General features: G+C 30.8%; 17 protein-coding genes and 1 tRNA gene. 8 read left to right on the forward strand and 10 right to left on the reverse strand.

All coding sequences use genetic code 11. The features are described from left to right. Position 1 precedes the first annotated feature (1 nt). From G507_RS0106835 to polA, 5 genes are all read right to left on the reverse strand, one after another. Complete coding sequence (locus tag G507_RS0106835) at positions 2 to 1,372, reverse strand: B12-binding domain-containing radical SAM protein (protein ID WP_026716806.1); 1,371 nt, start codon at positions 1,370 to 1,372, stop codon at positions 2 to 4. After that, positions 1,369 to 2,145 (reverse strand): class I SAM-dependent methyltransferase, encoded by a 777-nt coding sequence (locus tag G507_RS0106840; RefSeq protein WP_026716807.1) that lies wholly within the window; start codon positions 2,143 to 2,145, stop codon positions 1,369 to 1,371. Before G507_RS0106840 ends, G507_RS0106835 begins: the two co-directional genes overlap by 4 nt. Further along, positions 2,135 to 3,580, reverse strand: coding sequence for a B12-binding domain-containing radical SAM protein (locus G507_RS0106845; protein WP_026716808.1), 1,446 nt, complete (start codon positions 3,578 to 3,580; stop codon positions 2,135 to 2,137). The genes G507_RS0106840 and G507_RS0106845 overlap by 11 nt, the downstream gene beginning before the upstream one ends. After that, positions 3,573 to 4,475, reverse strand: coding sequence for a nucleotidyltransferase domain-containing protein (locus tag G507_RS0106850; protein ID WP_026716809.1), 903 nt, complete (start codon positions 4,473 to 4,475; stop codon positions 3,573 to 3,575). Before G507_RS0106850 ends, G507_RS0106845 begins: the two co-directional genes overlap by 8 nt. Before the next feature lie 106 nt (positions 4,476 to 4,581). Next, on the reverse strand, positions 4,582 to 7,434 hold the full coding sequence (gene polA, locus G507_RS16530) for a DNA polymerase I (RefSeq protein ID WP_035665775.1): 2,853 nt from the start codon (positions 7,432 to 7,434) through the stop codon (positions 4,582 to 4,584). Positions 7,435 to 7,555: 121 nt separating this feature from the next. Here polA and G507_RS0106865 point away from each other — a divergent pair, with 121 nt between their 5' ends. From G507_RS0106865 to G507_RS0106875, 3 genes are all read left to right on the forward strand, one after another. Beyond that, positions 7,556 to 8,788, forward strand: a complete 1,233-nt coding sequence (locus G507_RS0106865; RefSeq protein WP_084518942.1) for a metallophosphoesterase — start codon at positions 7,556 to 7,558, stop codon at positions 8,786 to 8,788. Between the two features lie 231 nt (positions 8,789 to 9,019). Next, on the forward strand, positions 9,020 to 10,489 hold the full coding sequence (locus G507_RS0106870) for a hypothetical protein (protein ID WP_026716811.1): 1,470 nt from the start codon (positions 9,020 to 9,022) through the stop codon (positions 10,487 to 10,489). A 197-nt stretch (positions 10,490 to 10,686) separates the two neighbouring features. After that, entirely contained in the window at positions 10,687 to 10,983 is a 297-nt protein-coding gene (locus G507_RS0106875) for a thioredoxin family protein (RefSeq protein WP_026716812.1), read from the forward strand. Here G507_RS0106875 and G507_RS0106880 read toward each other — a convergent pair. After that, positions 10,980 to 11,609 carry a polysaccharide deacetylase family protein gene (locus G507_RS0106880; RefSeq protein ID WP_035665777.1) on the reverse strand — a complete coding sequence of 210 codons (630 nt, stop codon included), beginning with the start codon at positions 11,607 to 11,609 and terminating at the stop codon, positions 10,980 to 10,982. The two genes, G507_RS0106875 and G507_RS0106880, sit on opposite strands and share 4 nt — an antisense overlap. 52 nt (positions 11,610 to 11,661) lie before the next feature. After that, entirely contained in the window at positions 11,662 to 14,868 is a 3,207-nt protein-coding gene (locus G507_RS0106885) for a glycosyltransferase family 117 protein (protein WP_026716814.1), read from the reverse strand. A 151-nt stretch (positions 14,869 to 15,019) separates the two neighbouring features. Here G507_RS0106885 and G507_RS0106890 point away from each other — a divergent pair. Continuing rightward, positions 15,020 to 15,090: transfer RNA gene (locus G507_RS0106890), tRNA-Gln, on the forward strand. Positions 15,091 to 15,140: 50 nt separating this feature from the next. Here G507_RS0106890 and G507_RS0106895 read toward each other — a convergent pair. Then, complete coding sequence (locus G507_RS0106895; RefSeq protein WP_026716815.1) at positions 15,141 to 15,965, reverse strand: universal stress protein; 825 nt, start codon at positions 15,963 to 15,965, stop codon at positions 15,141 to 15,143. Positions 15,966 to 16,137: 172 nt separating this feature from the next. Between G507_RS0106895 and rimP the strand changes: the two genes are divergently transcribed. From rimP to infB, 3 genes are all read left to right on the forward strand, one after another. Next, positions 16,138 to 16,605, forward strand: a complete 468-nt coding sequence (gene rimP, locus G507_RS0106900; protein ID WP_026716816.1) for a ribosome assembly cofactor RimP — start codon at positions 16,138 to 16,140, stop codon at positions 16,603 to 16,605. Between the two features lie 15 nt (positions 16,606 to 16,620). Then, positions 16,621 to 17,862, forward strand: a complete 1,242-nt coding sequence (gene nusA, locus G507_RS0106905) for a transcription termination factor NusA (protein ID WP_026716817.1) — start codon at positions 16,621 to 16,623, stop codon at positions 17,860 to 17,862. A gap of 87 nt (positions 17,863 to 17,949) precedes the next feature. Beyond that, positions 17,950 to 20,787 carry a translation initiation factor IF-2 gene (gene infB / locus G507_RS0106910; RefSeq protein WP_026716818.1) on the forward strand — a complete coding sequence of 946 codons (2,838 nt, stop codon included), beginning with the start codon at positions 17,950 to 17,952 and terminating at the stop codon, positions 20,785 to 20,787. A gap of 111 nt (positions 20,788 to 20,898) precedes the next feature. Here infB and G507_RS16535 read toward each other — a convergent pair whose 3' ends face one another. After that, positions 20,899 to 23,097 (reverse strand): TonB-dependent receptor plug domain-containing protein, encoded by a 2,199-nt coding sequence (locus tag G507_RS16535; RefSeq protein WP_051191512.1) that lies wholly within the window; start codon positions 23,095 to 23,097, stop codon positions 20,899 to 20,901. 3 nt (positions 23,098 to 23,100) lie between these two features. Beyond that, positions 23,101 to 23,478 carry an SPOR domain-containing protein gene (locus G507_RS0106920; protein ID WP_026716819.1) on the reverse strand — a complete coding sequence of 126 codons (378 nt, stop codon included), beginning with the start codon at positions 23,476 to 23,478 and terminating at the stop codon, positions 23,101 to 23,103. A gap of 216 nt (positions 23,479 to 23,694) precedes the next feature. Here G507_RS0106920 and G507_RS0106925 point away from each other — a divergent pair, with 216 nt between their 5' ends. Further along, complete coding sequence (locus tag G507_RS0106925) at positions 23,695 to 25,014, forward strand: c-type cytochrome (protein WP_026716820.1); 1,320 nt, start codon at positions 23,695 to 23,697, stop codon at positions 25,012 to 25,014. The last annotated feature ends 2 nt before the right edge of the window (positions 25,015 to 25,016 follow it).

Consider the following 25,016-nt stretch of genomic DNA (forward strand, 5'->3'; position numbering starts at 1 on the left):
CTTACCTATTTAAAACCATTAATCCACTAGCCAAAACAGATTTTACTTTATGCTTTATTGCTTTGTATTTTGACAATGAAAATTTTCTACTAAATTCCACTTCATTCACAACCTTACTCACAGCATATTTATAGAATTTTTTGGAATAAGTTCGTTCAAATTCGATTTCTCTATCAGTTGAGGTTTCCCATTCTAACTGATTTGTAATTTTACTTTCCACTTCATTATAAAGCGAAGTTCCTTTAATTGGATAAGCTACTGTTATAGTGTATAAAGTTGGGTTTGCATCTTTCAAATACTGAATGGTTTCTGTGATGTCTTCTTCCGTTTCTCCTGGATAACCAAGCATTATAAATGTTCCTGTTTCCATTCCGAGAGCATTGGTTTTCTGAATGGCTTCTTTTACAACAGAAACATCAACACGTCTGTCCATTAAGTCGATTACTTTTTGTGAACCACTTTCGGCGCCAATCCAAATTCTAAAACAACCAACTTCTTTTAATAAGGCTAATATTTCATCGTTTAATCGTTCTGCACGAGTAATGCATTCAAACGGAATTATAGCTTCTTGCTTTATAACTTCTTCTCTAAAGGCCAACAACCATTTATGACTTACTGTAAAAACATCATCCACAAACCAAATAGCATCTGGATTGTAGTTTTCTTTTAGCATTTTCATTTCTGCTGCAACTTGTTCTGCTGGTCTTCGTCTGTAACTTTGTCCGTAAACAGCTGTGCTACACCATTTGCAAGTATAAGGACAACCACGTTGTGTAGAAATGGTCATCGAACTTTTTCCGTGATTGTTTTTCCAAGTATCTAAATAGTGTTGCATATTAATTGCTTCTCTATTAGGCAAAGGCAATTCGTCTAATTCTTTGAATTTTACTCTAGGTTTGTTTTGAATTACTTCGTTGTTTTCTAAAAAAGCAATTCCGTTTATGTTGTGATAATTTTCGTCTTCAATAATGGCATTATACAATTCATAAGTCGTTTCTTCTCCTTCACCAATGACTAAAAAGTCGGCTCCAGCTTTTAAATAATTTTCTATATTATAAGTAACATCTGGACCACCAAGAACAATTTTTGGAAAGTTATATTTTTTGGTTTTCAGTGTTTTAATCAATTTAAGGACTTCAATTTTTGTCATCAAATTGGTGTATATGCAAATTACTTTTGGCTTTTTATATTCAATAAATTCCAATTGCTTTTCTAGAGATGAAAAAGTAGTATCAAAAACATCATTAGCAATATTTTTACTCCACAAATAAGCAGACACATAAAGTAAACCTAGTGGTGGATAAGGTTTCATTATCTTTTGCTCTTTCAAGTCGTCTGACAAATAGTAAGCATGTGTGAAAAGTAAACTCATTTTTTTTGTAAAACAATTAAATAATGATCTGCATATTTTGATAGAAATGACCAGTTTTTGATTCTTGATTCTAATGTTTCCAACAACCCTAAAAAACCTTTCTTGTTTTTGAAAAAAGGTTCTAAAAAAGATGGTGGAATAAAAAATCCAACAGGTTTTACATCTAAATAATTAAAATTTGTTTTGGATAAATTTACGATATCTTTTGGATTATAGTAATATGTTGGAACACTTATGCCATCAACATTTGCGAAAACTACTTTTTTTGCACGTCTAAAAGCAGTTTTGAATTTTCCTTTCAGGATAAAATAGACTTTTTCCCAAAGTGTATTTTTTGGCATTATTACCAAAATAAGCTTTCCTTTTTCTGATAAAATAGTTGAAACTGAATTTAAAAAATCAGATAATTCATCAATATTTAAACAATTAAGACCTCCAAAATTTGAAAAAACTAAATCGAACTTTTTATCTGAAAATTGTTCTGAAATTGTATTAATATCAGCATAAACAAAGTTGAGGTTTTGGAGATTTTTTTTTGAGTTTGCAATGAAAATCATTTCAGTTGAAATATCGGTTGCAGTTACTTCAAAGCCTTTTTTTGCTAACCAAATTGCATCTTCACCAGTTCCACAATTAATTTCAAGAATGTTTTTTATTTGATATAAATGTTTTGAAACTACTTCATAAACTAAATTGCGTTGTAGTTTACCAATCAAAGTGTTTGTAAAAGATTGGTCATAAGTAGTTGCTGCTTTATCAAAACTAGCTTTCATTCTGAAGTGTTTTCAATTTAATCTTATCCAAAAAAGCACTAGGAATATAATATCCCAATTTCAATATGGATTTAATTTTGTTTTTAGAAAACGAAAAGTTTTTTAAATTATCTATGCCTTGACTTTTTCTAAATTGCTTGTGAACAAATCTTTGTAATTTTTTGTAATAATTGGAATTGTATGTTCCTTGAAACATCATATCAAAATCGTCTGAATCGGTCCAATTGGCTTTCAATTTTAAATCATCTTTAACTTTGTCATAAAATTTTGTTCCAGGTAAAGGATACGAAACGGAAATTCCGATATTATCTGGTTTCAACTCTTTAACCATTTGAATGGTTTTCTGAATATCTTCTTGGTTTTCGGTCAAATACCCAAACTGAAGAAACAAGGCAACTCTAATATTTTTTTGTTGTAAAAGATGCGTTGCTTCATAAATTTCTTCCACTTTTGTGCCTTTATCCATTGCATCCAAAATCTTTTGCGAACCACTTTCTGCACCAACCCAAACTTCTTCTAAACCAGATTCTGCCAAAGCGTCAATAGTGTCTTCTTTTAATAACAAATCAACACGACTTTGAATATAATAACTGATTTTTTGATTTGCTTTTTTTAACTCGACATTAAATTCTTGAACCCAATTGGGTTTTAAACCAAAAATATCATCACACATCCAAAAACGAGATACTCCAAATTGTTTTTTTAAATAAGCAATTTCTTTTACTATATATTCTGGAGAATGCGCATTGTAACGATTGCCATAAATAGGTTTTGCACACCAATTACATTTGTAAGGACAACCACGAGTTGTAGCTAAATTTAAAGTGAATTCTTGATCGCTTTCTTTCCAAACTTCTCTATAGGAATTCATGTCAACCAAATCCCAAGCCGGCAAAGGCAATTCGTCTAAATTTTGAAGAACTGCTCGTTTTTGATTAACTTTTATTTCGTCTTTATTTTTGAATACAATTCCGTTTATGGAAGCAATATCTTTATTTTCGTCTAAATGTTGAATTAACTCTAATAAAGTAATTTCTCCTTCCCCTTGAATGATGAAATCAGCTCCTTTTTCAAGATATTTGTCATAATGATCTGTTGAATCTGAACTGCAAACAATTACTTTGCAATTATATTTTTTTGCAATTTGAATCATCTCAAAACAAGCTTCACGCATATTGGTTAAGCACATTTTGGTTAGATAATTGAAGCCATCATCATAAATTACTAAATATTTTGGTTGATTGGAATTTAGTTTTGAAACAATTGCCTTTGGAGAATCTAATAAATTGGTATCAAATAAATCTACATCAAAGGCATTTTTTCTCATTAATGAAGCTGCATACAAAGTTCCCAATGGTGGAAATGGCATTTTATTTTTCCATTGCTTTGCGTCTAATTTGTAATAATAGGAATGCGAAAAAAGTATGTTAGACATATTCTTTGGTTAATTCGATTTTGAATTTTCTTTGAACTTCTTCAGTTTTTTCATTTAAAGCCATTATGACTTTTTTCTGAAAATTAGAAGGATGATGTTTAGAGATGTTATTTGTTGATTTTAAAGCAATATTAAAGTCTTCTTTGCTTAAATAATGAAATTTTGAATTCCATTTTTTTAAAGTAATTGATTTGAAAATAAAATCAATTGAAGTTCCAAACTTATTGCTAAACGTTAATTCTATAGTTTTAGTGAAAACAGGTTTTTTTATATTTTGAATATTTTCTAGAGTTGGTTGAAAATTAGAAAAATAGGTTGAAATCCAATTGTTTTGATTAAAAAATTCTTCAAAAATTTCTTTTCCTTGTAAGGGAATAAGTGTTTTTAATTCGGTTGCTGTAAATCGATTTTTTTCTTCAATTTCCAATTGTTTTTCTGATACAAAATAGTTGACGCAGAAATATTTTCTCGAATTTAGTAGAAATATTTTTTTATAAAGCATTAAAAATGTTCTGCAAAGCCAAAGTTTGGAATGTTTTGTTATGACAAAAAAATCAATATCACTTTCGTTATCATAATAACCTTTTGACAAAGAACCAGAAACACCAACAGCTTTTACATAAGGAAATTTTGAAATAAACATGGCTCTTTCTTTGGCAATTACTAATGCTTTTTTAGCTTCAAGATTGCCTTTTATTCTTTTTGTAACACTATGTAAGTCATTTGCATAAACAAAAAAACCATCAATATCAGTTATGATTTTTTCTTGCAACAAGTAATTTAATTCATCTTTTGTTTCTGATAAATCATTATGTTTTGTGTAACTATGAATTTCTTCAATAGTCAAAGGATATCGAAAAATTGAAAAGTATAATATCGTTTTTAGACTTTGCAAGGCTTATTTTTTTGTTAAATATAATAAAATTACATTTTTAATTAGATGTATTTCTGTTTATTTAGTTGCTTTAAATTTGAAGTTAATATATAAGTGTTTCAAAAAATCAATGTGCTTCAAGCCAATTTTTACCCATTCCTAAATCAACAATTAATGGGACATCTAGTTTAAAAGCGTTTTCCATTTCACTTTTTATCATGGGTTGAATTTTTTCTAATTCGCTATTATGTACATCAAAAACAAGTTCATCATGTACTTGTAACAACATTTTTGATTTCCAGTTTTCTGCAATTAACCGCTTGTGAATGTTAATCATGGCAATTTTGATAATATCTGCAGCACTTCCTTGTATTGGTGCATTTACTGCATTTCTTTCTGCTCCACCACGAACCATTGCGTTAGCCGAATTGATGTCTTTTAAATATCTTCTTCTGCCTAAAACCGTTTGAACATAGCCATTTTCTCTTGCAAAATCAACTTGCTCTGACATGTAAGCCTTTAGTTTTGGATAACTTTGATAATAAGCTTCAATTAAATCAGCAGCTTCTTTTCGTGATAAATCAGTTTGATTGCTTAATCCAAAAGCGGAAACACCATAAATGATTCCGAAATTAACTGTTTTAGCATTGCTACGTTGTTCTTTAGTAACTTCTTCTAATGGAACATTAAATACTTTCGAAGCGGTACTTTTGTGAATATCTTCATTATTTTGAAACGCTTTAATCATGTTTTCTTCACCAGATAAAGCAGCAATTATTCGAAGTTCTATTTGAGAATAATCGGCTGCTAGTAAAGTATAATTTTCATCACGCGCAATAAATGCTTTTCTAATTTGTCTTCCTCTTTCTGTTCGAATAGGAATGTTTTGTAAATTCGGATTAGTAGAACTCAATCTTCCTGTTGCAGCAACTGTTTGCATATAATCTGTATGAACTCTTTTTGTTTTTGCATCAACTTGATTGGGTAAAGCATCGACATAAGTACTTTGTAATTTTACCAATTGTCTCCATTCTAAAATATTGCGTACAATTTCGTTGTCTTTGGCTAAATAACTTAATACTTCTTCACCTGTAGCATATTGACCCGTTTTGGTTTTCTTTTGTTTTGGTCCACCAATTTTTAGCTTGTCAAATAAAACTTCACCCAATTGTTTTGGTGACGCTAAATTGAAGGTTTCTCCAACCGTTTCATATATGTTTTGTTCTAAAGCATTACTCTCTTCAGCTAAATCTTTTGACATTGCTTTTAAAAAGTCAACATCTAAATTGATCCCTTCTTTTTCCATATCAGCTAAAACTTCAACTAATGGAATTTCGATTTCATCAAATAATTTTTTTGTGCCTACTTTTTCTAAAATAGGCTGAAAGTGTTCTTTTAATTGATATGTAATATCTGCATCTTCAACAGCATATTCTTTTACTTCTTCTAAAGGAACGTCTTTCATTGATTTTTGGTTTTTTCCTTTTTTTCCAATTAATTCTTCAATACTTTTTGGACTATATTTTAAATAGGTTTCACTTAAAATATCCATATTGTGACGCATATCTGGATTAATCAAATAATGAGCAATCATTGTGTCAAATAATTTACCTTTTACTGTAATATTATAATTTGAAAGAATTTTTAAATCATATTTTAAGTTCTGACCTATTTTTTCAATTGCTTCATTTTCGAAAAATGGTTTTATTTTTTCAATAAGGACTAAAGCTTCGTCTTGATTTTCTGGAAATGGAACGTAAAATCCTTTTCCTTTTTCGTATGAAAATGCAATTCCGACTAATTCAGCATTTAAAGCATCTAAACCAGTAGTTTCAGTATCAAAACACACAGAAGTCTGATTTTGTAAATTTTGAAGTAATAATTTCAAAGCCAAATCACCTTGAATTATTTGATAAAAATGTTCTGTGTTTTCTAAAGTCGCATAAAAGGAAGAAGTACTAGAAATATCATTAGAATCATCTGAAAACCCGAATAAATCCATTTGATCATCATTTTTTGGTACTGCTTTTCTAGCTGGTTTTGGAGTTTCACCATTGTTTGGAATATCGTTGGTGTTTATTTCATCATAATCGCTTCCATCTCTAAATAATTTGTCAAACTGTTCTTGCATTCTTCTAAACTCCAATTCCTGAAAAATAGCTTCTGTTTTTTCAACATCAGGCTTTGATAGTTCAAAGTCATTTTCATTAAAAATTACCGGACAATCGAGTAGAATAGTGGCTAATTTTTTAGAAAGTAATCCTAATTCCTTATTGGCTTCAATGTTTTCTTTCATTTTGCCTTTAAGTTCATGTGTGCTTTCTAGTAATTTTTCCATAGAGCCATATTGCGCTAAGAATTTTTTGGCTGTTTTTTCTCCAACACCAGGTAATCCCGGAATATTATCGGCAGAATCTCCCATCATACCTAAAAAGTCTATTACTTGTAAAGGATGTGTTATTTCAAATTTTGCTTGAACTTCTGGAACTCCCCAAATTTCAATTCCATTACCCATTCTTGCGGGTTTGTACATGAAAATATTTTCAGACACTAATTGAGCAAAATCTTTATCTGGAGTTACCATAAAAACTTGAAAACCTTCTTTTTCGGCTTGTTTTGCAAGTGTTCCTATTAAATCATCAGCTTCAAAACCTGCTTGTTCCATAATTGGAATGTGCATAGCTTTTAATAAATCTTGGATATATGGGATAGCAATTTTGATGGCTTCTGGAGTTGCATCACGATTGGCTTTATATTCTGGAAACATTTCGTTTCTTAAATCGCTTCCTCCTTTATCAAATGCAACAGCCAAATGATCTGGTTTTTCACGTTTTATCACATCCATTAAAGAATTCATAAATCCCATTATGGCAGAAGTGTCCATTCCTTTAGAGTTAATTCTTGGATTTTTGATAAAAGCATAATAGCCTCTAAATATTAAAGCATAAGCATCGAGAAGGAATAGACGTTTTTGTGACATGGTTCTGAAATTTGTTTTAAAACGTAAAAATACAATACTTTATTAAATATCACTTTGTTAAATTTGATTAAATAAATAGTGTATTTAAAGCGGAGTTAGTTACTTTGTAAAAAAATATATTATGCTTCGTTGGTTAATTCCGCTTATAATCATTGCTGTAATTGAATTTTATTCGTTTCAAGCCATAAGAACAGTTTCAAAATCTAAAGCTGTCTTAATTTTTTACATAGTTATAACATTAGTTGTTTTAGGTTATATAATTTATCAATTTACCCAGTTTGATAGAGGTGTGGGACAAACCCAACAGTCTTTATTTACAATGGGTTTATTCTTGTTGTTTATGGTTCCAAAAATATTGATAAGTGTAATGTTATTTGGAGAAGATATTTTTAGATTCTTTAAAGGTGTTATTGTTTATTTTGTAGGAGACAATAATGAAGGAAAATTTATGCCCACAAGACGAAGGTTTGTTAGTCAAATTGCTTTAGGGATTGCTACAATTCCATTTGCATCATTATTATACGGAATGACAATAGGGAAATATAATTTTAAAGTCATTAAACAAACCTTGTTTTTTCCAGATTTACCTGAATCTTTTGACGGAACAACCATAACTCAAATATCAGATATACACAGTGGAAGTTTTGATAATCCTGAAAAAATACAATATGCAATCGATTTAATTAATGAACAAAATAGTGACATGGTTTTGTTTACTGGTGATATTGTAAATACGCATGCAAAAGAAATGCATCCTTGGATTGAAACGTTTAAAAAAATACATAATCCAGTTTTAGGAAAATATTCAATACTAGGAAATCATGATTATGGCGAATATAGTGATTGGGATTCTGAAAAAGATAAAGAAGATAATTTTGAAGCAATAAAAGACCTACATCGTCAAATTGATTTTAAATTATTGCTCAATGAAAATATAAAAATTCAAAAAGAGAATGATTCAATTCGTTTAGTTGGTGTTGAAAACTGGGGAAAACATTTCAAAAAAGCTGGCGATTTAAAGTTAGCATCACAAGGTCTGTTAAAAGAAGATTTTAAAATTTTAATGTCTCATGATCCAAGTCATTGGGATGCTGAGGTTCAACATGATGAAAATAATTATCATTTAACTTTATCTGGACATACTCATGGTTTCCAATTTGGTATAGAAATTCCGGGTTGGTTAAAATGGAGTCCTGTGCAATATGTGTATAAACAATGGGCAGGGTTGTACGAAAATAAGGGCAGATATGTATACGTTAATCGTGGTTTTGGCTTTCATGCTTATCCTGGAAGAGTGGGTATTATGCCCGAAATTACGGTTATCACTTTAAAAAATAAAGGTTTAACCGTATAATTTCCACCATATTTTTTATAATTTTAATTTTTGTTAACTATTTTTATTGTTTAAAATATTTATAAATATCTGAAAATCAAACAATTGAATTTTTATTTTATATTTAGCAACACGATTTTTTGTATTTTAAATATTTTTTTTTAAAACCGAAAACGCACTTTAACCGATTAATATACTTTTAATCGGTTTTTTGTTTGTATGTTTGTCTCGATAACATTAAATATGATCGTGATGAAAAAGACTTTTTATATACTGATTAGAAGCATTATTTGTTCATTTATGCTTTTCTTTTCAACGCAAAATGTAAATGCACAAGTTGGTATTGGAACTACTTCTCCAGCTGCTAGTTCTATGTTAGATATTTCATCTACAACTTCGGGTCTTTTGACTCCAAGAATGACGACTACACAAAGGACAGCAATATCTTCGCCTGCCGACGGATTAATTGTTTATGATACTGTCTTAAAATCTTTTTATTATTACAATACTGCAACTTCTTCTTGGGTTAGAATTAATAGTGGATCTGCAACTAGAACAAATTTTGCGAGAATACAGACTGAAGCAGATTTGATAGCTTCTTCTACTATTGTTTCGGGCAATTATCAGTTGAACACTAATACTTTTTATGAAATAAACGGTACCATAACTCTAACCAAACCTATAGATTTAAACAATGCGTATGTTGCGGGATTAGATGCAAACGAAGATATTTTACAGTTTACTGGAGGGGTTGTATTTAAAGGTAATACTGGTGGAAGTATAAAAAACGTTACTTTAAAAGGAGCCAAAGCTTTTGAAATTACCGGTCCAGGAATAGCAACTGCTTCCTCTCTTTTGGTTCAGAATACGATAATAGTAGGAATGACAACTAGTGTAGGAAGTATTTCTGGTTTAGGTCTTTATTATGGTGGAATTGTTCAGTTTGTAAGTAATGTAAATGGAATAACTTATTCTAATATTGGTAATTGTTTGTTAGATAATCAAGCATGGCTAAGCTCAAATAGTGGAACTTTTGAAAAATTTACCGGTACGTTTGGACTAATCGAAAAAGGAAGTGGTTTCAGTACTGTTGACGGTGCTGATGTAGCAATGGATGTTAGTACTTCTGGTCTAACTGTTGGAACAGGAACGTTAGAAGGAACTGTGTTTTCAGGAACAACTACTGCAACTGAAGGTTATATTAAGGAGTATAGTGCAGCACAAACTTACACAGGTTATAATTTTAGTAACACGTGGTCTGTTAGCTCACCAGGAATTCCTCGAGAAAGTGATGACGCAGCAACTGGAAATTTGTATTATCAGAGTTCAAGTATAGTAACTATTACTAATACAACTCCTTTTAAGTTGCCTGTAAATACTAATTCAATTAGGCTTTTTCGAACTGCTGAGGGTACTGGCGGCAATAGTGAAAATCGTTTAATATATAAAGGTGAGGATAGAAGAGCATTAAATGTATTGGGTGCATTATCTTTTACTGCAACTGGTGGAAGCCGTTATATTTTTTCAATATATAAAAATGGAGGTGTTGTGGTTGGAAGTGAGGTAGAAATTGATGTAACAACAACAAATGCTAGGCAATCTGTGTCAATAATAGGTACAGTTGATGTCGCAAAAAATGACTATATTGAAATATATGTGCAAAAAGTTACGGCTGGGAATGAACAGTTTTTAATTACATCATATAATTTAATTTTTAACTAATTGATTTGATTTTTGCTATCACGTATTGTGTAAAATCAAGTTGTAGTTTTTTAATAAGAATCTATTGAAGCGATTATGTGATTTCGAAACATATCGTAAAAAACGATAATTTTTTATATTATATCATAGAAAATACTACATTTGTACAATAAATTGTATGGTGAAATTAAATTTTTACTATAAATAACATCAAATTTATGTCAAAATTTGGAGAACTTATAGATGCTCAAGTTCCTGTTTTGTTAGATTTTTTTACAGAATGGAATGAGCCTTCAATTGCAATGAACGAAGTAATTCGTCATGTAGCAGCAGCGCTTGGTGATAAAGCCAAAGTTATAAAAATTGATATTGACAAAAATCAAGAACTTGCAGAAGCACTTCGTATTAAAGGTTTGCCTACTTTGATGATTTACAAATCGGGTCAAATGGTTTGGAGACAAAGCGGTGAATTAGATGCTAATACTTTGATAAGCATCGTAAAAGAGCAAGCTTAATTTATCGTATCAAAAACAAATCCTTTTTCTTTTAGAAGTTTTATTGCTTTGGGTAAAGTATACTCAAGGTTTTTCTGTGCTTTCAAACTATCATGAAAAACTAAAATACTTCCAGAAGCTGTTCTTTTGGTGTTTTCTAGGCATTTTTCGGGCGAAATGGCTTGATCGTAGTCTTTACTTAAAACATCCCACATTATTATTTTAAAACCTTTTAATCTAAGCAATCTAGTTTGATTGGGTTTTATCTTTCCATAAGGAGGACGAAATAATAATGATTGATGTCTGTCGATTGCTGATTGTTGAATGATAGTACTGCATAAATCAATATTTTCAACATATCTTTTTGATGCTGTTTTCCATCCTTTTAAATGATTAAATGTGTGATTTCCTATGGAATGACCAGCTTTAATTGTTTTTTTGAATATTTCAGGATACTTTTCAATGTTATTTCCAATACAGAAAAATGTAGCTTTAATGTTTTCCTTTTCAAGTATATCTAAAACCCATTCTGTTATTAAAGGTGTTGGACCGTCATCAAATGTTAGATATATTTTATTTTCAGCATTTGGAATATCCCAAACCTGATTGTAAAATATTTTTTTAATGAATTTTGGAACTTTTACCATATAAATAAAAAACCTAATAAGTTTTTGTCTTATTAGGCTTTGAATTATTAAATTATTTTAACATATCCCTCTCAAAACGCTGAAACATTTTGTTGTAGTTGTTGAATTTTATTTTTTCAGTATTGTAGAAATTAGTGTCATTTGCGCTTTCAATAATTTCTAATAAACTTCTATATCTTTCAATATCTAGACTGATATCATTTACCAATCTGTTTTGTTGATTGATGGTTAAACTTCTATAATAAGTAAGGTTTTCTTGATATTTACCAATTAAAGTTTTTAATATTTGTTGCGCTTTCTCTTTTTTGCCTAATTCATAATATCCAGTTGCAAAAGGTTCAACCAAAGTGTAATAGCCAAATTGTTCAATTGGCATTTTTGCCATTGCTAAATCAATAAGTTTCTCTGCTTTTTCTTTTTTACCTTCGTTAATTAATACTTCCATTAATCTAGCAATATTTGAACGATAAGAAACAGCATTTTTTCTTGTCTCTGTATCGTGAAGCATATCAGGATTTCCACTGTTTCCCCAGTCTAGCTTCATAATGATATCATACATTTTTTCACTATTAATAATGCCCATATCTAATGGACTACCACCTTCTTTTTTTGGTGTTTTTATTGGGACAATTTTATAGCAATTTCCAACTAATTCTAAATAATCTTTTAACCATAAGAAATCTTCGTCAGCAAAACTTCCACCAGTAAAATACATAGGGCGTTTCCAATTGTTTTCATTTAAAATGTCAAGCATTATTAAACGATTTTTGTATAACGCATTTCCTTTAATGGTTAAATACATTGCAGGAACAATAGAATCTTGGAACTGTTTTGCTACGACATTATTTTTAATAATTGCTTCCCTATCGACAGGAATAATTATTTTATTAGAAGGATAATAATGCAATCTTTGACCACTGTTCATTTCTACAGTTGCTCTTTCGTCTTCTAGTTTAATAAACTTTAAAACTTCGTCAAGAACTAATGGCTCTTTCGTTTTTTCTACAAAAAGAACACCGTCTCTATTGCTACCTTTATATTGATCTCTGGTAAATGAAATTGGTAATGGTTCGGATTTATAAGCTTTATTTTTCATTTGATCTATGTACCAATCCGTTGCTAATAAACTAGTATTTACTATTCGAACATCAGTTCTGTAACCTTCAATTTCTTGTGCATACCAAAGCGGAAAAGTATCGTTGTCTCCAATAGTAAATAAAATCGCATTAGGATCACATGAATCTAAATATGCTTTTGCTAATGCTAAGGCTGTATATTTTCCAGAACGATCATGATCGTCCCAGTTTTCTGATGCTAAAAGTACTGGCCCAGCTAACATAGTTGCTGCTAAAACAACAGGAATTGTAATTTTCGGACTTAAGAATTTTTTTAATCCTTCATATATTCCATAAACACCATAACCAATCCACATGGCAAATACATAAAAGGAACCTACAACTGCATAATCACGCTCACGTGGTTCAAAAGGTCTTTCATTCAAAAATATTTTTAAAGCAAAACTTGTAAATAAAAACAATGCTAAAAGAACATAGAAGCTTTTTAAGTCTTTTTTTGCATGGAAAATCATTCCAACAATACCTAATATAAGCGGTAAGAAATAATAAGTGTTTCTAGCTTTATTATTTTTCATGTCAGACGTTAATTGAGACTGATTGTCTAGTCTAATTTCATCTAATGGTTTAATTCCACTAATCCAATTACCATTTTCATTATCATATTTTCCTTGAAGATCGTTTTGGCGACCTACAAAATTCCATCCTAAATACCTTAAGTACATGTAGCCAAATTGGTATTCAAACATAAACTTCATGTTGTTGGCAAATGAAGGCTTTTCAATAATCAAATAATCTCCATATCCTTTTAAAAATGCAGAATAGTCTTCTAAATCTACTTTTCCTTGAGCATAAGCTGTTCTGAATTCAGAAACTATTTGAACTAATTCGTCTTCATGCGAATATTCTGGATTTATTCTAAACTCTAAGGGTTCGGTAAAAAGCATATAGTTTTCAGCATGATCAGTGCTCCACATCCTTGGCATAAATCCTTTGTGGTTGTCATCCAAATTTTGATTTCCGTTTTTGTAATCATTAGTAATTACATATTCTCCAGTGGTATAATCTCTCTCATAATTGGGTTTTTCATCGAAATAAGGATTGTTTTCGTCAATTCCTGCATATGTTTCTGAAAACATTGGCCCATAAAATGTTTTTTGCTCTCCATATTGCTCTCTGTTATAATAAGCTAAGACCTCGGCGGCATCAGATGGTTTATTTTCATTGATTGGAATATCTGTATTTGCTCTAATTGGTAACATTATCCAAGTTGAAAAACCAATTAGGATAAATAATAAGCAAAGTAAAATAGTATTATAAAAAACATGCCCTTTTTTTCGGGTATAGTTTAATCCAAAATAAAAGAAAGTTATGATTAGGATAAAGGCGAAGATTGTACCTGAATTAAAAGGTAAGCCAAAGGTGTTTACCATAAAAATTTCTGTTTTTCCGAAGAATGACAGCGTATAAGGAAGCAAGAATTTAAATACAAAGAACAAAATTACAACAACAACAACATTAGCAATAATAAAGTTTTTAAGAGTGATCTCTTTATATTTTTTAAAGTAATATAGAATACCAATTGATGGAATAGTTAGTAATGCCATAAAGTGAGCGCCAAAAGAAAGTCCAATCACTAAAGAAATTAAGACTAACCATCTGTTTCCTCTAGGTTCATCCATTTCTTGTTCCCATCTCAAGGCTAACCAAAGTAATAAAGCAATAAATAAAGAAGCCATTGCATAAACTTCTGCTTCGGTTGCATTAAACCAAAAACTATCTGTAAAAGTAAAAGCTAAAGATGCGACTAAAGCACTTCCCAAAATCATGATAAAATTGCTTTTTTCATCTTTATTTGTGCTCGGAACTATTTTTTTAAGTAAAATAGTCATAGACCAAAACATAAATAAAATAGTAAATGCACTCGAAAAAACGGACAGCATATTAACCATTAATGCTATTTTATCTGAACTTGTTGCAAACATTGCAAAGAAAGAGCCCAGCATTTGAAATAGAGGTGCTCCTGGTGGATGACCAATTTCTAGTTTAGCAGCTGTCGATATGTATTCTCCACAGTCCCAGAAACTTAAAGTAGGTTCAACAGTTAAGCTATAAGTAACTAGAGCTACTGCAAACGCAAACCAACCTAGAATATTATTCCATTTATTAAAGTTAAATGATGTCATAAGTAAATTTAAATGAGATTATTTTATCAATTGTACAAAGAAACTATTTTTTTATTATAAGTAACGCTGAAATTAATTTTTTAATATTTTTTTTAGAAAAATTTGCATTAAATAAAATATGTGTTACATTTGCACTCGCAATAGCAAACCATGTCCCATGGTGTAATGGTAACACATCGGTTTTTGGTACCGTCGTTCAAGGTTCGAGTCCTTGTGGGACAACAAAAAAGCCCCGAGTATATCGGGGCTTTTTTTATGCTTGTATTTTTTTATTAGATTTTAAAAGTAATAACGGCTCTTTTTGCGTGATTAACTAAGTCTTCGCTAATACTTCCGTTGAAGAAATGCGCAATACCTTTTCTACCATGTGTGCTCATTCCGATTAAGTCAGCTTTAATGCTTTTTGCAAAATGTAAAATTCCTTTTTCTACATTTACATCGTTGTAAATATGAGTTGAATAGTTGTCGATTTTGAAACCTGCAGTAAAATTATCCATTATTTCTTTGGCAACATGAGTTGATTTAAAACTGTTAGGAGTATTTATCATTACTAAATGCAAGTGAGAATTGAAATTATTAGCAAATTCAACAACTTTTTTGAAGGGCTCTCTAATTTCGTCTGAGAAGTCAGATGCAAAAACAAAACTGTCAGCGTTAAAGTTGTCATCTTCTTTCTTAATTACCAAAACAGGAACATCTGAATTTCTGACTACTTTTTCTGTGTTAGACCCTATAAACATTTCTTGAAAACCGCTTGCCCCATGTGAACCCATAACTATTAAATCCGCATTATGTGCTTTTCCGCTTTTAAGAATCCCATCAAAAGCCATTTCAAATTGAATAACTTTAGAAACATTAATGCCTTTTAAAAAATCAGCATTCATAATTTCTTCTAATTTGTTTAAAGCTGCATTTTTAAACAACATTAATTCAGGGATGTCATGCGAGCTTGAAACAGCGTCATTTCCAGAAGTTGGTAATTCTAGCATATGAATTAATAGTATTTCTCCATTATTTTTTTTAGCAATTTGTGCTGCAACTTTTAATGCATGTTCTGCGCTTTTAGAAAAATCTGTAGGTACTAAAATTTTTTTCATTGTGTATATATTATTTTTAATTATATGTAATTTTTTATTTACATAAAGGTATGAAAATTAATTATATAAATCAAAGGTTTTATTTATTTAAAAAATTATGTATATTTGCACCGTTATTTGTATGACAGTTTAGATAATGAGGGAAGCAATGCTTCCCTCTTTTTATAAAATTATGAGTTTTAAAGAAACAGTAAAAGTCCTTCTAGATGAGGCTCTATCCCAGAATCCATCAATGTTTTTAATTGATTTGGTTGTTACAGAAGACAACAAAATTTCGATAACTTTGGATGATGATAATGGTGTGAACCTACAAGATTGTATAGTTATAAGTCGTGCGATTGAACACGAATTAGACAAAGATGAGCTTGAATATTCAATTGATGTTGCTTCAGCTGGAGTTTCTACTCCTTTAAATTTCATACGACAATACAAAAAAAATGTGAGTAGAAACTTAAGGGTAACTACCAACGAAATGGAGAAAATTGAAGCCAAGCTTGTAGCAGCTGATGATGAAAAAATCACATTAGAGTGGCAATCAAGAGAGCCAAAGAAAATTGGCAAAGGAAAAGAAACGGTTAACAATAAAAAAGAAATTGCTTACGCTGAAATAAAAGAAGCAATTGTATTAATATCATTTTAATTATTTAGAATCAACATGGAGAATATTGCATTAATCGATTCGTTTTCAGAATTTAAAGACGACAAACTCATAGACAGAGTAACGTTAATGGCTATTTTAGAAGATGTTTTTAGAAACGCATTAAAGAAAAAATACGGATCAGATGACAACTTTGATATAATCATAAACCCTGATAAAGGAGATATGGAAATATGGAGAAATAGAGTCGTTGTTGCTGATGGAGAAGTAGAAGATGAAAATTCTGAAATATCATTATCTGAAGCAAGAAGAATCGAGCCAGATTTTGAAGTAGGTGAAGATGTATCTGAAGAAGTAAAATTAATTCAATTAGGAAGAAGAGCTATTTTAGCTTTACGTCAAAACCTAATTTCAAAAATACACGAACACGACAATACGAATCTTTACAAGCAATTTAAAGATTTAATAGGTGATATTTATACAGCTGAAGTACATCACGTACGTCCAAAAGTTGTAATTTTGATGGATGATGAAGGTAACGAAATTGTGCTTCCAAAAGAAAAACAAATCCCAAGTGATTATTTCAAAAAAGGAGATAGCGTAAGAGGTATTATTGAAAGTGTTGAATTAAAGGGAAATAAACCTCAAATTATAATGTCTAGAACAGCACCGTTGTTTTTAGAAAAATTATTTGAACAAGAAATTCCAGAAGTTTTTGACGGATTAATTTCTGTTAAGAATGTAGTTCGTATTCCAGGTGAAAAAGCGAAAGTTGCTGTAGATTCTTATGATGATAGAATTGATCCAGTCGGAGCTTGCGTTGGAATGAAAGGTTCTAGGATTCACGGAATTGTAAGAGAATTGGGTAACGAAAATATTGATGTAATTAATTATACAACAAACACCCAGTTATATATTACAAGAGCATTAAGTCCTGCTAAAGTTTCTTCGATTAAAATTAATGAAGAAAAGAAAACGGCAGAAGTGTTCTTAAAAGTAGAAGAAGTTTCAAAAGCAATCGGTCGTGGTGGACACAATATTAGATTAGCTGGACAACTTACAGGATACGAATTAGATGTAATTAGAGAAGGTTTAACAGAAGAAGAAGATGATGTTGAATTAAGAGAATTCTCTGATGAAATTGAAGAATGGGTTATACTAGAATTTGAAAAAATAGGTTTAGACACTGCTAAAAGTATTCTTGATCAAGATGTTGCGGATTTAGTTCGTAGAACAGATCTTGAAGAAGAAACAGTTTTAGAGGTTGTTAGAGTCTTAAAAGAAGAGTTTGATAGATAGTTTTAAAGCCTATTAAGCTTAATAAAAAAGATTAAAAAAAGATTATATTTGTAAAAATATAGTTCAGAAGAAATACTAAATTAATTTATGTCTGAAGAAAGAGCAATACGAATAAACAAAGTTTTAAGAGAATTAAATATTTCCTTAGAGAGAGCAGTGGACTACTTAAAAGAAAAAGATCATTCAATTGATTCAAGTCCTAACGCAAAAATTTCTCAAGTGGAATATGATATTTTATGTGGTCAATTTTCTGCTGACAAAGGAAAAAAAGTTGCCTCTCTTGAAGTTGGTGAAGAAAAGCGTAAAGAAAAAGAAGCCCTTAAAAGAGAACTCGAAAAAGAACTTGAAGTAAAAAGATTGCAAGAAGAAAAGCAAAAGCTTGAAGTGATTAAAGCAAAAGCTGAGCTTTCAGGTCCAAAAACTGTTGGTAAAATTGACTTGGATTTAAAAAAATCAGGTAAGCCTCAAGAAAAAGCAGTAGAGTCAAAAGTGGAAACTCCAAAAGTTGGTGCTCCAAAAGTTGAGACCCCTAAGGTTGAAACTCCAGAAGCAGAAGCTCCTAAAGTGGAAACTCCAAAAGCTGAAAACAAACCGGTTTTAGAAAAACCAAAAGTTGAGAAAAAAGCTCCTAAAGTTGAAAAGGCTGCTGAGATTTCTAAAAAAGAAGAAGCAGTAGTTCCAGTTGAAACATCAACTGAGCCAGAAGAGGAAAAAGTTGAAACTCAATATACTAAATTAGCAGGTGCTACTTTTACAGGAAAAACAATTGATTTATCTCAATTCAATAAACCTAAAAAGAAAGATCCTAAAAAAGAAGTTAAAAAAGCAGGTGATGTAAAAGCAGCAGGAACTCCTGGAGCGAATAACAATGCCAATAAAAATAAACGCCGTAGAATTGCTAAACCAGGAACTCCTATAGTTCCAGGTGTTAGTAATGTAGGTGGTAAAAAAGAGTTTGTAAGAGGTGGTTTTAACAAAGGCGGTAAAAAACCTGTTATTCAAAAAACAGAGCCTACTGAAGAAGACGTTAAAAACCAAATTAAAGAAACTCTAGAAAGACTTCAAGGTAGAGGTAAAGGTGGAAAATCTAAAGCTGCCAAATACAGAAGAGATAAAAGAGATTCTCACCGTCAACGTTCTGAAGATGAACAACAAGCATTAGACGAAGGAAGTAAAACAATTAAAGTTACAGAATTTGTTACTGTAGGTGAAGTTGCAACAATGATGGATGTGCCTGTTACCAAAGTAATCGGTACTTGTATGACACTTGGTATCATGGTTACCCAAAACCAACGTTTAGATGCTGAGACATTAACAATTGTTGCAGACGAATTTGGTTATGAAGTAGAATTTATTACTTCAGAAATTGAAGAAAATTTAGAAGTAGTTCAAGATAAACCAGAAGATTTACAATCTCGTTCTCCAATTGTTACTGTAATGGGACACGTTGATCATGGTAAAACATCTTTATTGGATTATATTCGTTCAGCAAATGTAATAGCTGGTGAATCAGGTGGAATTACACAACATATTGGGGCATATGGAGTAACTTTAGAAGGTGGTCAAAAAATCGCTTTTTTAGATACACCAGGTCACGAAGCCTTTACAGCAATGCGTGCTCGTGGAGCTCAAATAACAGATATTGCAATTATTGTAATTGCTGCAGATGATGATATAATGCCTCAAACTAAAGAAGCAATAAGTCACGCTCAAGCAGCTGGAGTTCCAATGATCTTTGCTATAAATAAGGTAGATAAAGAAACTGCAAATCCAGAAAAAATAAAAGAAAAGTTAGCAGCTATGAATTTATTAGTAGAAGATTGGGGTGGAAAATACCAGTCTCAAGATATCTCTGCTAAAAAAGGAACAGGTATAAAAGAACTTTTAGAAAAAGTTTTATTAGAAGCTGAAATATTAGAATTAACAGCAAACCCAGATAAAGCCGCTATTGGAACTGTCGTGGAAGCACAATTAGATAAAGGTAGAGGTTATGTTTCAACTATTTTAGTACAAGCAGGTACATTACGTGTTGGAGATTATATGTTGGCAGGTAAAAATCATGGTAAGATTAAAGCTATGCATGATGAAAGAGGTAATGTAATTACTGAAGCTGGTCCATCAACTCCTGTATCTATTTTAGGTTTAGACGGTGCACCAACAGCAGGTGATAAATTCAATGTTTATGAAGACGAAAGAGAAGCAAAACAAATTGCTGCAAAACGTACTCAATTACAAAGAGAACAATCTGTACGTACTCAAAAGCATATTACGCTTGCCGAAATTGGTCGTCGTATCGCTTTAGGTCAATTTAAAGAATTAAATATTATTCTTAAAGGTGATGTGGATGGATCTGTGGAAGCACTTTCTGATTCATTCTCTAAATTATCAACAGAAGAAATTCAAGTAAATATTATACATAAAGGTGTTGGAGCAATTACTGAATCTGACGTATTGTTAGCTTCTGCTTCTGACGCAATTATAATCGGATTTAACGTTCGTCCACAAGGAAATGCTAAGCAATTAGCAGAAAAAGAAGAAATTGATATCCGTAACTACTCAATCATTTATGATGCAATTGATGACTTACGTGATGCAATGGAAGGAATGCTTTCTCCAGAATTAAAAGAAGAAATTACAGGTACTGCGGAAATTAGAGAAATCTTTAAAGTTTCTAAAATTGGATCAATTGCAGGTTGTATGGTTACTGATGGAAAAATATTTAGAAATTCTAAAATTCGTATAATCAGAGATGGTGTAGTTGTTCATACAGGAGAATTATCAACTTTAAAACGTTTCAAAGATGATGTTAAAGATGTGTCAAAAGGATACGATTGTGGTATGCAAATTAAGAACTACAACGACATCGAAGAGTTAGATATCATCGAAGCTTTCCAAGAAGTAGAAGTCAAGAAAAAATTGAAATAAAATTGTTTATTCTCAATAAGTTTCAGAACATATAAATAAAAAATCCCAAGTTTAAAAGCTTGGGTTTTTTTTGTTAATTAATTAATGTTTTTTATCATGTTTGAATATTGCTTAAAAATCATACTTTAAACCACCATAAATATTTCTTCCGGGAGCATTTATTCCTGAAGCAAAAACTCTATACTGCGTATCTAAAATATTTTCAACGCCTACAAATAAAGTTGCTTTTGGAATGATTGTAAAGGCTGTTTTTAGGTTGTAAGTTTCCCAAGCGGGCATTCCTCCATTTGGAGCATATTGTTCGTTGTCTTCACCATTTAAGAAATAATCACTTATTGGTTTTTTACCGTTGTATAAAACGTAAGCTTCAATTTTTCCCCAGTTTTTTTCATAGTTCAAGCCAACTTTACCATAATAAGGAGGAATGTGATCAAGAGGAGTTTTTTCTTCTTCACTAGTAATTCTTCCTAATGTGTAATTAAAATTAGCTACGTATTGTAAACTAGAAACTAGATAGCCTTTTATGTTAGTTGAAAAGCCAGTTACATAAGCTCTACCTTTGTTTTGATTCGCTAAAACTTGACTTTGACTTCCATTATATGTTAGGGTTGATTGACCATTATATAGATAATTGTCTGTAATAATAGCATCGATAAAACGAGTAAAGTAATATGTGTTTTCTATCTGAAAACGTTTATTATTCGACTTAATAACCAATCCCAAATCAGTTGTAATTGTTTTTTCAGGCTTCAAATCTGCATTTGGAACTATTACAAATCCACCACCAGATTCAAAAATTTTAGCTAAATCATCAATATTTGGAACTCTAAATCCCGTACTAATATTAGTTTTTAAATCAATGTTTTTAGAAGGCTTATGAACTAAACCGGCAGTTCCACTATAAGTAAAGTTTTTTTGATTTATATCATTAAAAGGAAGTGCAAAAAAGGTATCATCTGAAATTGTACTGTTCAAAATAGTGAATCCTGCTCTAGCACCAATATTGAAATTTGTTCGTTTTGACAATATTGTATTATAAGAAACATATAAATCATTTCTTAACATATTGTTTTTTCCGTTTGGATAACGTGTGTCAATTATTTTAATTTCCCCAGTATTAATATTGTTTGAAAAAGCTGAAGAATTTAAATCTTCTAAATAACTTTCAACACCATAAAATAAATCACTTTTAGTAAACTCTTTATGCAAATCAATACTTATAGAATACATGTTAACTTTCTCAATTCTATTTTGTAAGTTGTAATTTTCAAATCTTCTATTATGACGACTTTCTTCTACGTTTTGATAAGCAAAATCTATTTTTAAATCACTATTCAAAAAAACTTTTTCTTTTGTTAAACTATAAATACCTAGAAGTCTTTTTTGTGGTCCATAATACCATTCAGCATTTTTTAAACCTGAAGAAGAAGCGTCGGTTAATCTGTCGTATCTTGGAATATCTGTACTGTTTGAAAACTGAAAATTTAAACCATGTTCAAACCCTTTTTGACTTTTATAAGCAACTTTTTGCATTAAATTATACTGCTTAAAACCGGAATTTTTTTGAATAAATTTATCCGAATTTTCGGTTAAAACATCAACTCCATTTATATTTTCAATATAAAAAGGTCTTTCTCCAAAGAAATTTCCATTATGATTCTTCCTTTTTCCCATTTTCAAGTCACCAAAATCATTATAAGAGAAAGAAGTTAAGGAAGCCCAATTTTCTTTGGCATAATTTAATTCAAAATGACTTGATTTTTCTTCATTTACAGAGGAATATCTTGTTAAAACATTTCCACTAATTCTTTCAACCTGATTCGATATAAATTTTGCTTTTTTGGTAGTCATATTAATAGTCCCACCAAGTGCATCACTTCCAAAAAGAGTTGATGTTGGGCCATAAAAAACAGTAACGTTTTCAAGTAAGTTTTCATCAACAGAAATTACATTTTGTAAATGCCCAGACCTGTATATTAGGTTGTTCATTCGTATGCCGTCAACTAACAATAAAACTCTACTAGCTTCAAAACCTCTAATTGTTGGACTTCCTCCTCCTTGCTGGGATTTTTGAACTACTAGAGTACCTGAGTTTGATAATAAATCGGCTGTGTTTTGAAAATTTTGAAACTCAATTTGTTTTAAATTGATTGTTTCTACTTGAATAGGTAGAGCCTCTTTTTTCTTAGGTAGTCTAACTGTTGAAAGGACTACCTCTTCAAGATGATTTACCGCAGTAGTGTCTTTTTTGTTTTGTGAAAATGTATATGTAGCTACAAACAGACTATATAAAAGAAAGGCTCTTTTCATTTCTTATTTATTGGGTTTTATTAATAAAGCCAAGGGATACTTCTTTTTAATTTCAAGTAAAGCATTTTCGGCTTCAATTCTAGTTTTGAAACTGCCAACCCAAACTTTAAATGTCGGATTATTATAGATGATTGTACCGTCAATTTCTTTATAATTGCTTTTAAATTCATTTAATGTTTTCAAAGCGTCATCTTTTTTGCCATTAAAAATTTGAATTTTGTACAAATCATTTATGGTTATTCCGGTATTAATTTTTCTTTTTTCTTTTAATAATGCCTCAATTTTCGGGTCTTGTTCTATGGATTGAGAAAAATTTTTGTGCGATATAAAGCTGAATATCAGCACTAAAAAAAGTAATTTGTAAGTCGTTAATTTCTTCATAATGAATAATGTTTAATGCAAATTTACACTTAAAATGTATTTGTTAAAACTAATGTTTTATTTAGAACAAGTATAAATTGCATTTTAAGGTAAAATTAAGGTTTTGATAATAATCCAATTATTGTATTTTTGTCGGAGTTTTAAAAAAGGTGTCAGATTAATTAAGCACATTTATAACTAAAACTATACCAATTATAGTCGATAATCATTTTAAATATGAAAAAGGTGGGTAACCATAAATCGTTTTCTAGGATTTTCTTCAGTTTAGCTTTAACGCTATCTTTATCATTAGTTTCTTATTCTCAAGATGCAGCTATGGCTGATGCACCTGTTGCTGATGCTGCTCCTGCTACTGGTGGTGATGCTGCAAAAGGAAAAGAATTGTTCAATGCAAATTGTGCAGCTTGTCATAAGTTGGACGCCAAAGCTACGGGTCCTGCGCTACGTAATGTGGCTGAAAAATATGAAAAAGAATGGCTGTATAAATGGATTCACAACAGTGCTGATTTAATCAAGTCGGGTGATGCATTAGCAGTAAAAGTTTACGAAGAAAATGGAAAAGTAGCAATGTCAGCTTTTCCTCAATTGTCTACAGCGGACATTGATAACATTTTAGCTTATACTTCTGAGCCTTTGCCAGTAGCTGCTGTTGCTGCTGCTGTGCCAGGAACTGAAGCTCAAGGAGGAGGATCAGGCATTTCAAATAACATTATACTTGGAGCTTTGGCTTTGGTGTTGATGATGTTAGTTGTTATGTTGTTCTTAGTGGGTAATGTATTAAATAAAATTGCAAAAGCAAACGGAATAGAAGCTCCTGTAAAAGAGAAATCACTTCCTTTGTGGAAAGCATTTGCCAAAAATCAATTCTTAATGGTTGTAACGGCAATCTTGTTCTTATTAGTTAGTGCTTATTTTGCTTATGGATATTTAATGCAAATAGGTGTTGATCAAGGATATGAGCCAATTCAACCAATTCATTATTCACACAGAATTCATGCTGGTGACAATGGTATTGATTGTAAATATTGCCATTCTGCCGCAAGAGTTAGTAAGCACTCAAATATTCCATCATTAAATGTTTGTATGAACTGTCATAAAAATATTGCTGAAGTTGCTGAAACAACTGCTACAGAAGAATATTCAAAAGCTTTCTACGATGAGCAAATAGATAAATTATACACTGCTGTAGGTTGGGATGAATCAACTCAGTCATATACAGGGAAAACGAGTCCAGTCAAATGGGTGCGTATTCACAATTTACCTGATTTTGTTTATTTCAATCACTCACAACACGTTTCTGTTGCTGGAGTAGAATGTCAAACTTGTCATGGACCAGTTCAGGAATATGAAATTCAAAAACAATTTGCACCTTTAACTATGGGTTGGTGTATTAATTGTCACCGAGAAACAAATGTAAAAGTAGAAGACAACGAATACTATACAAAAATACACGAAGAACTATCTAAGAAATACGGTGTTAAGCAGTTAACTGCAGCGCAAATGGGTGGTTTAGAATGTGGTAAGTGTCACTATTAATA

It is taken from the genome of Flavobacterium gelidilacus DSM 15343 (genome assembly GCF_000422685.1).
GTDB classification, from domain to species: domain Bacteria; phylum Bacteroidota; class Bacteroidia; order Flavobacteriales; family Flavobacteriaceae; genus Flavobacterium; species Flavobacterium gelidilacus.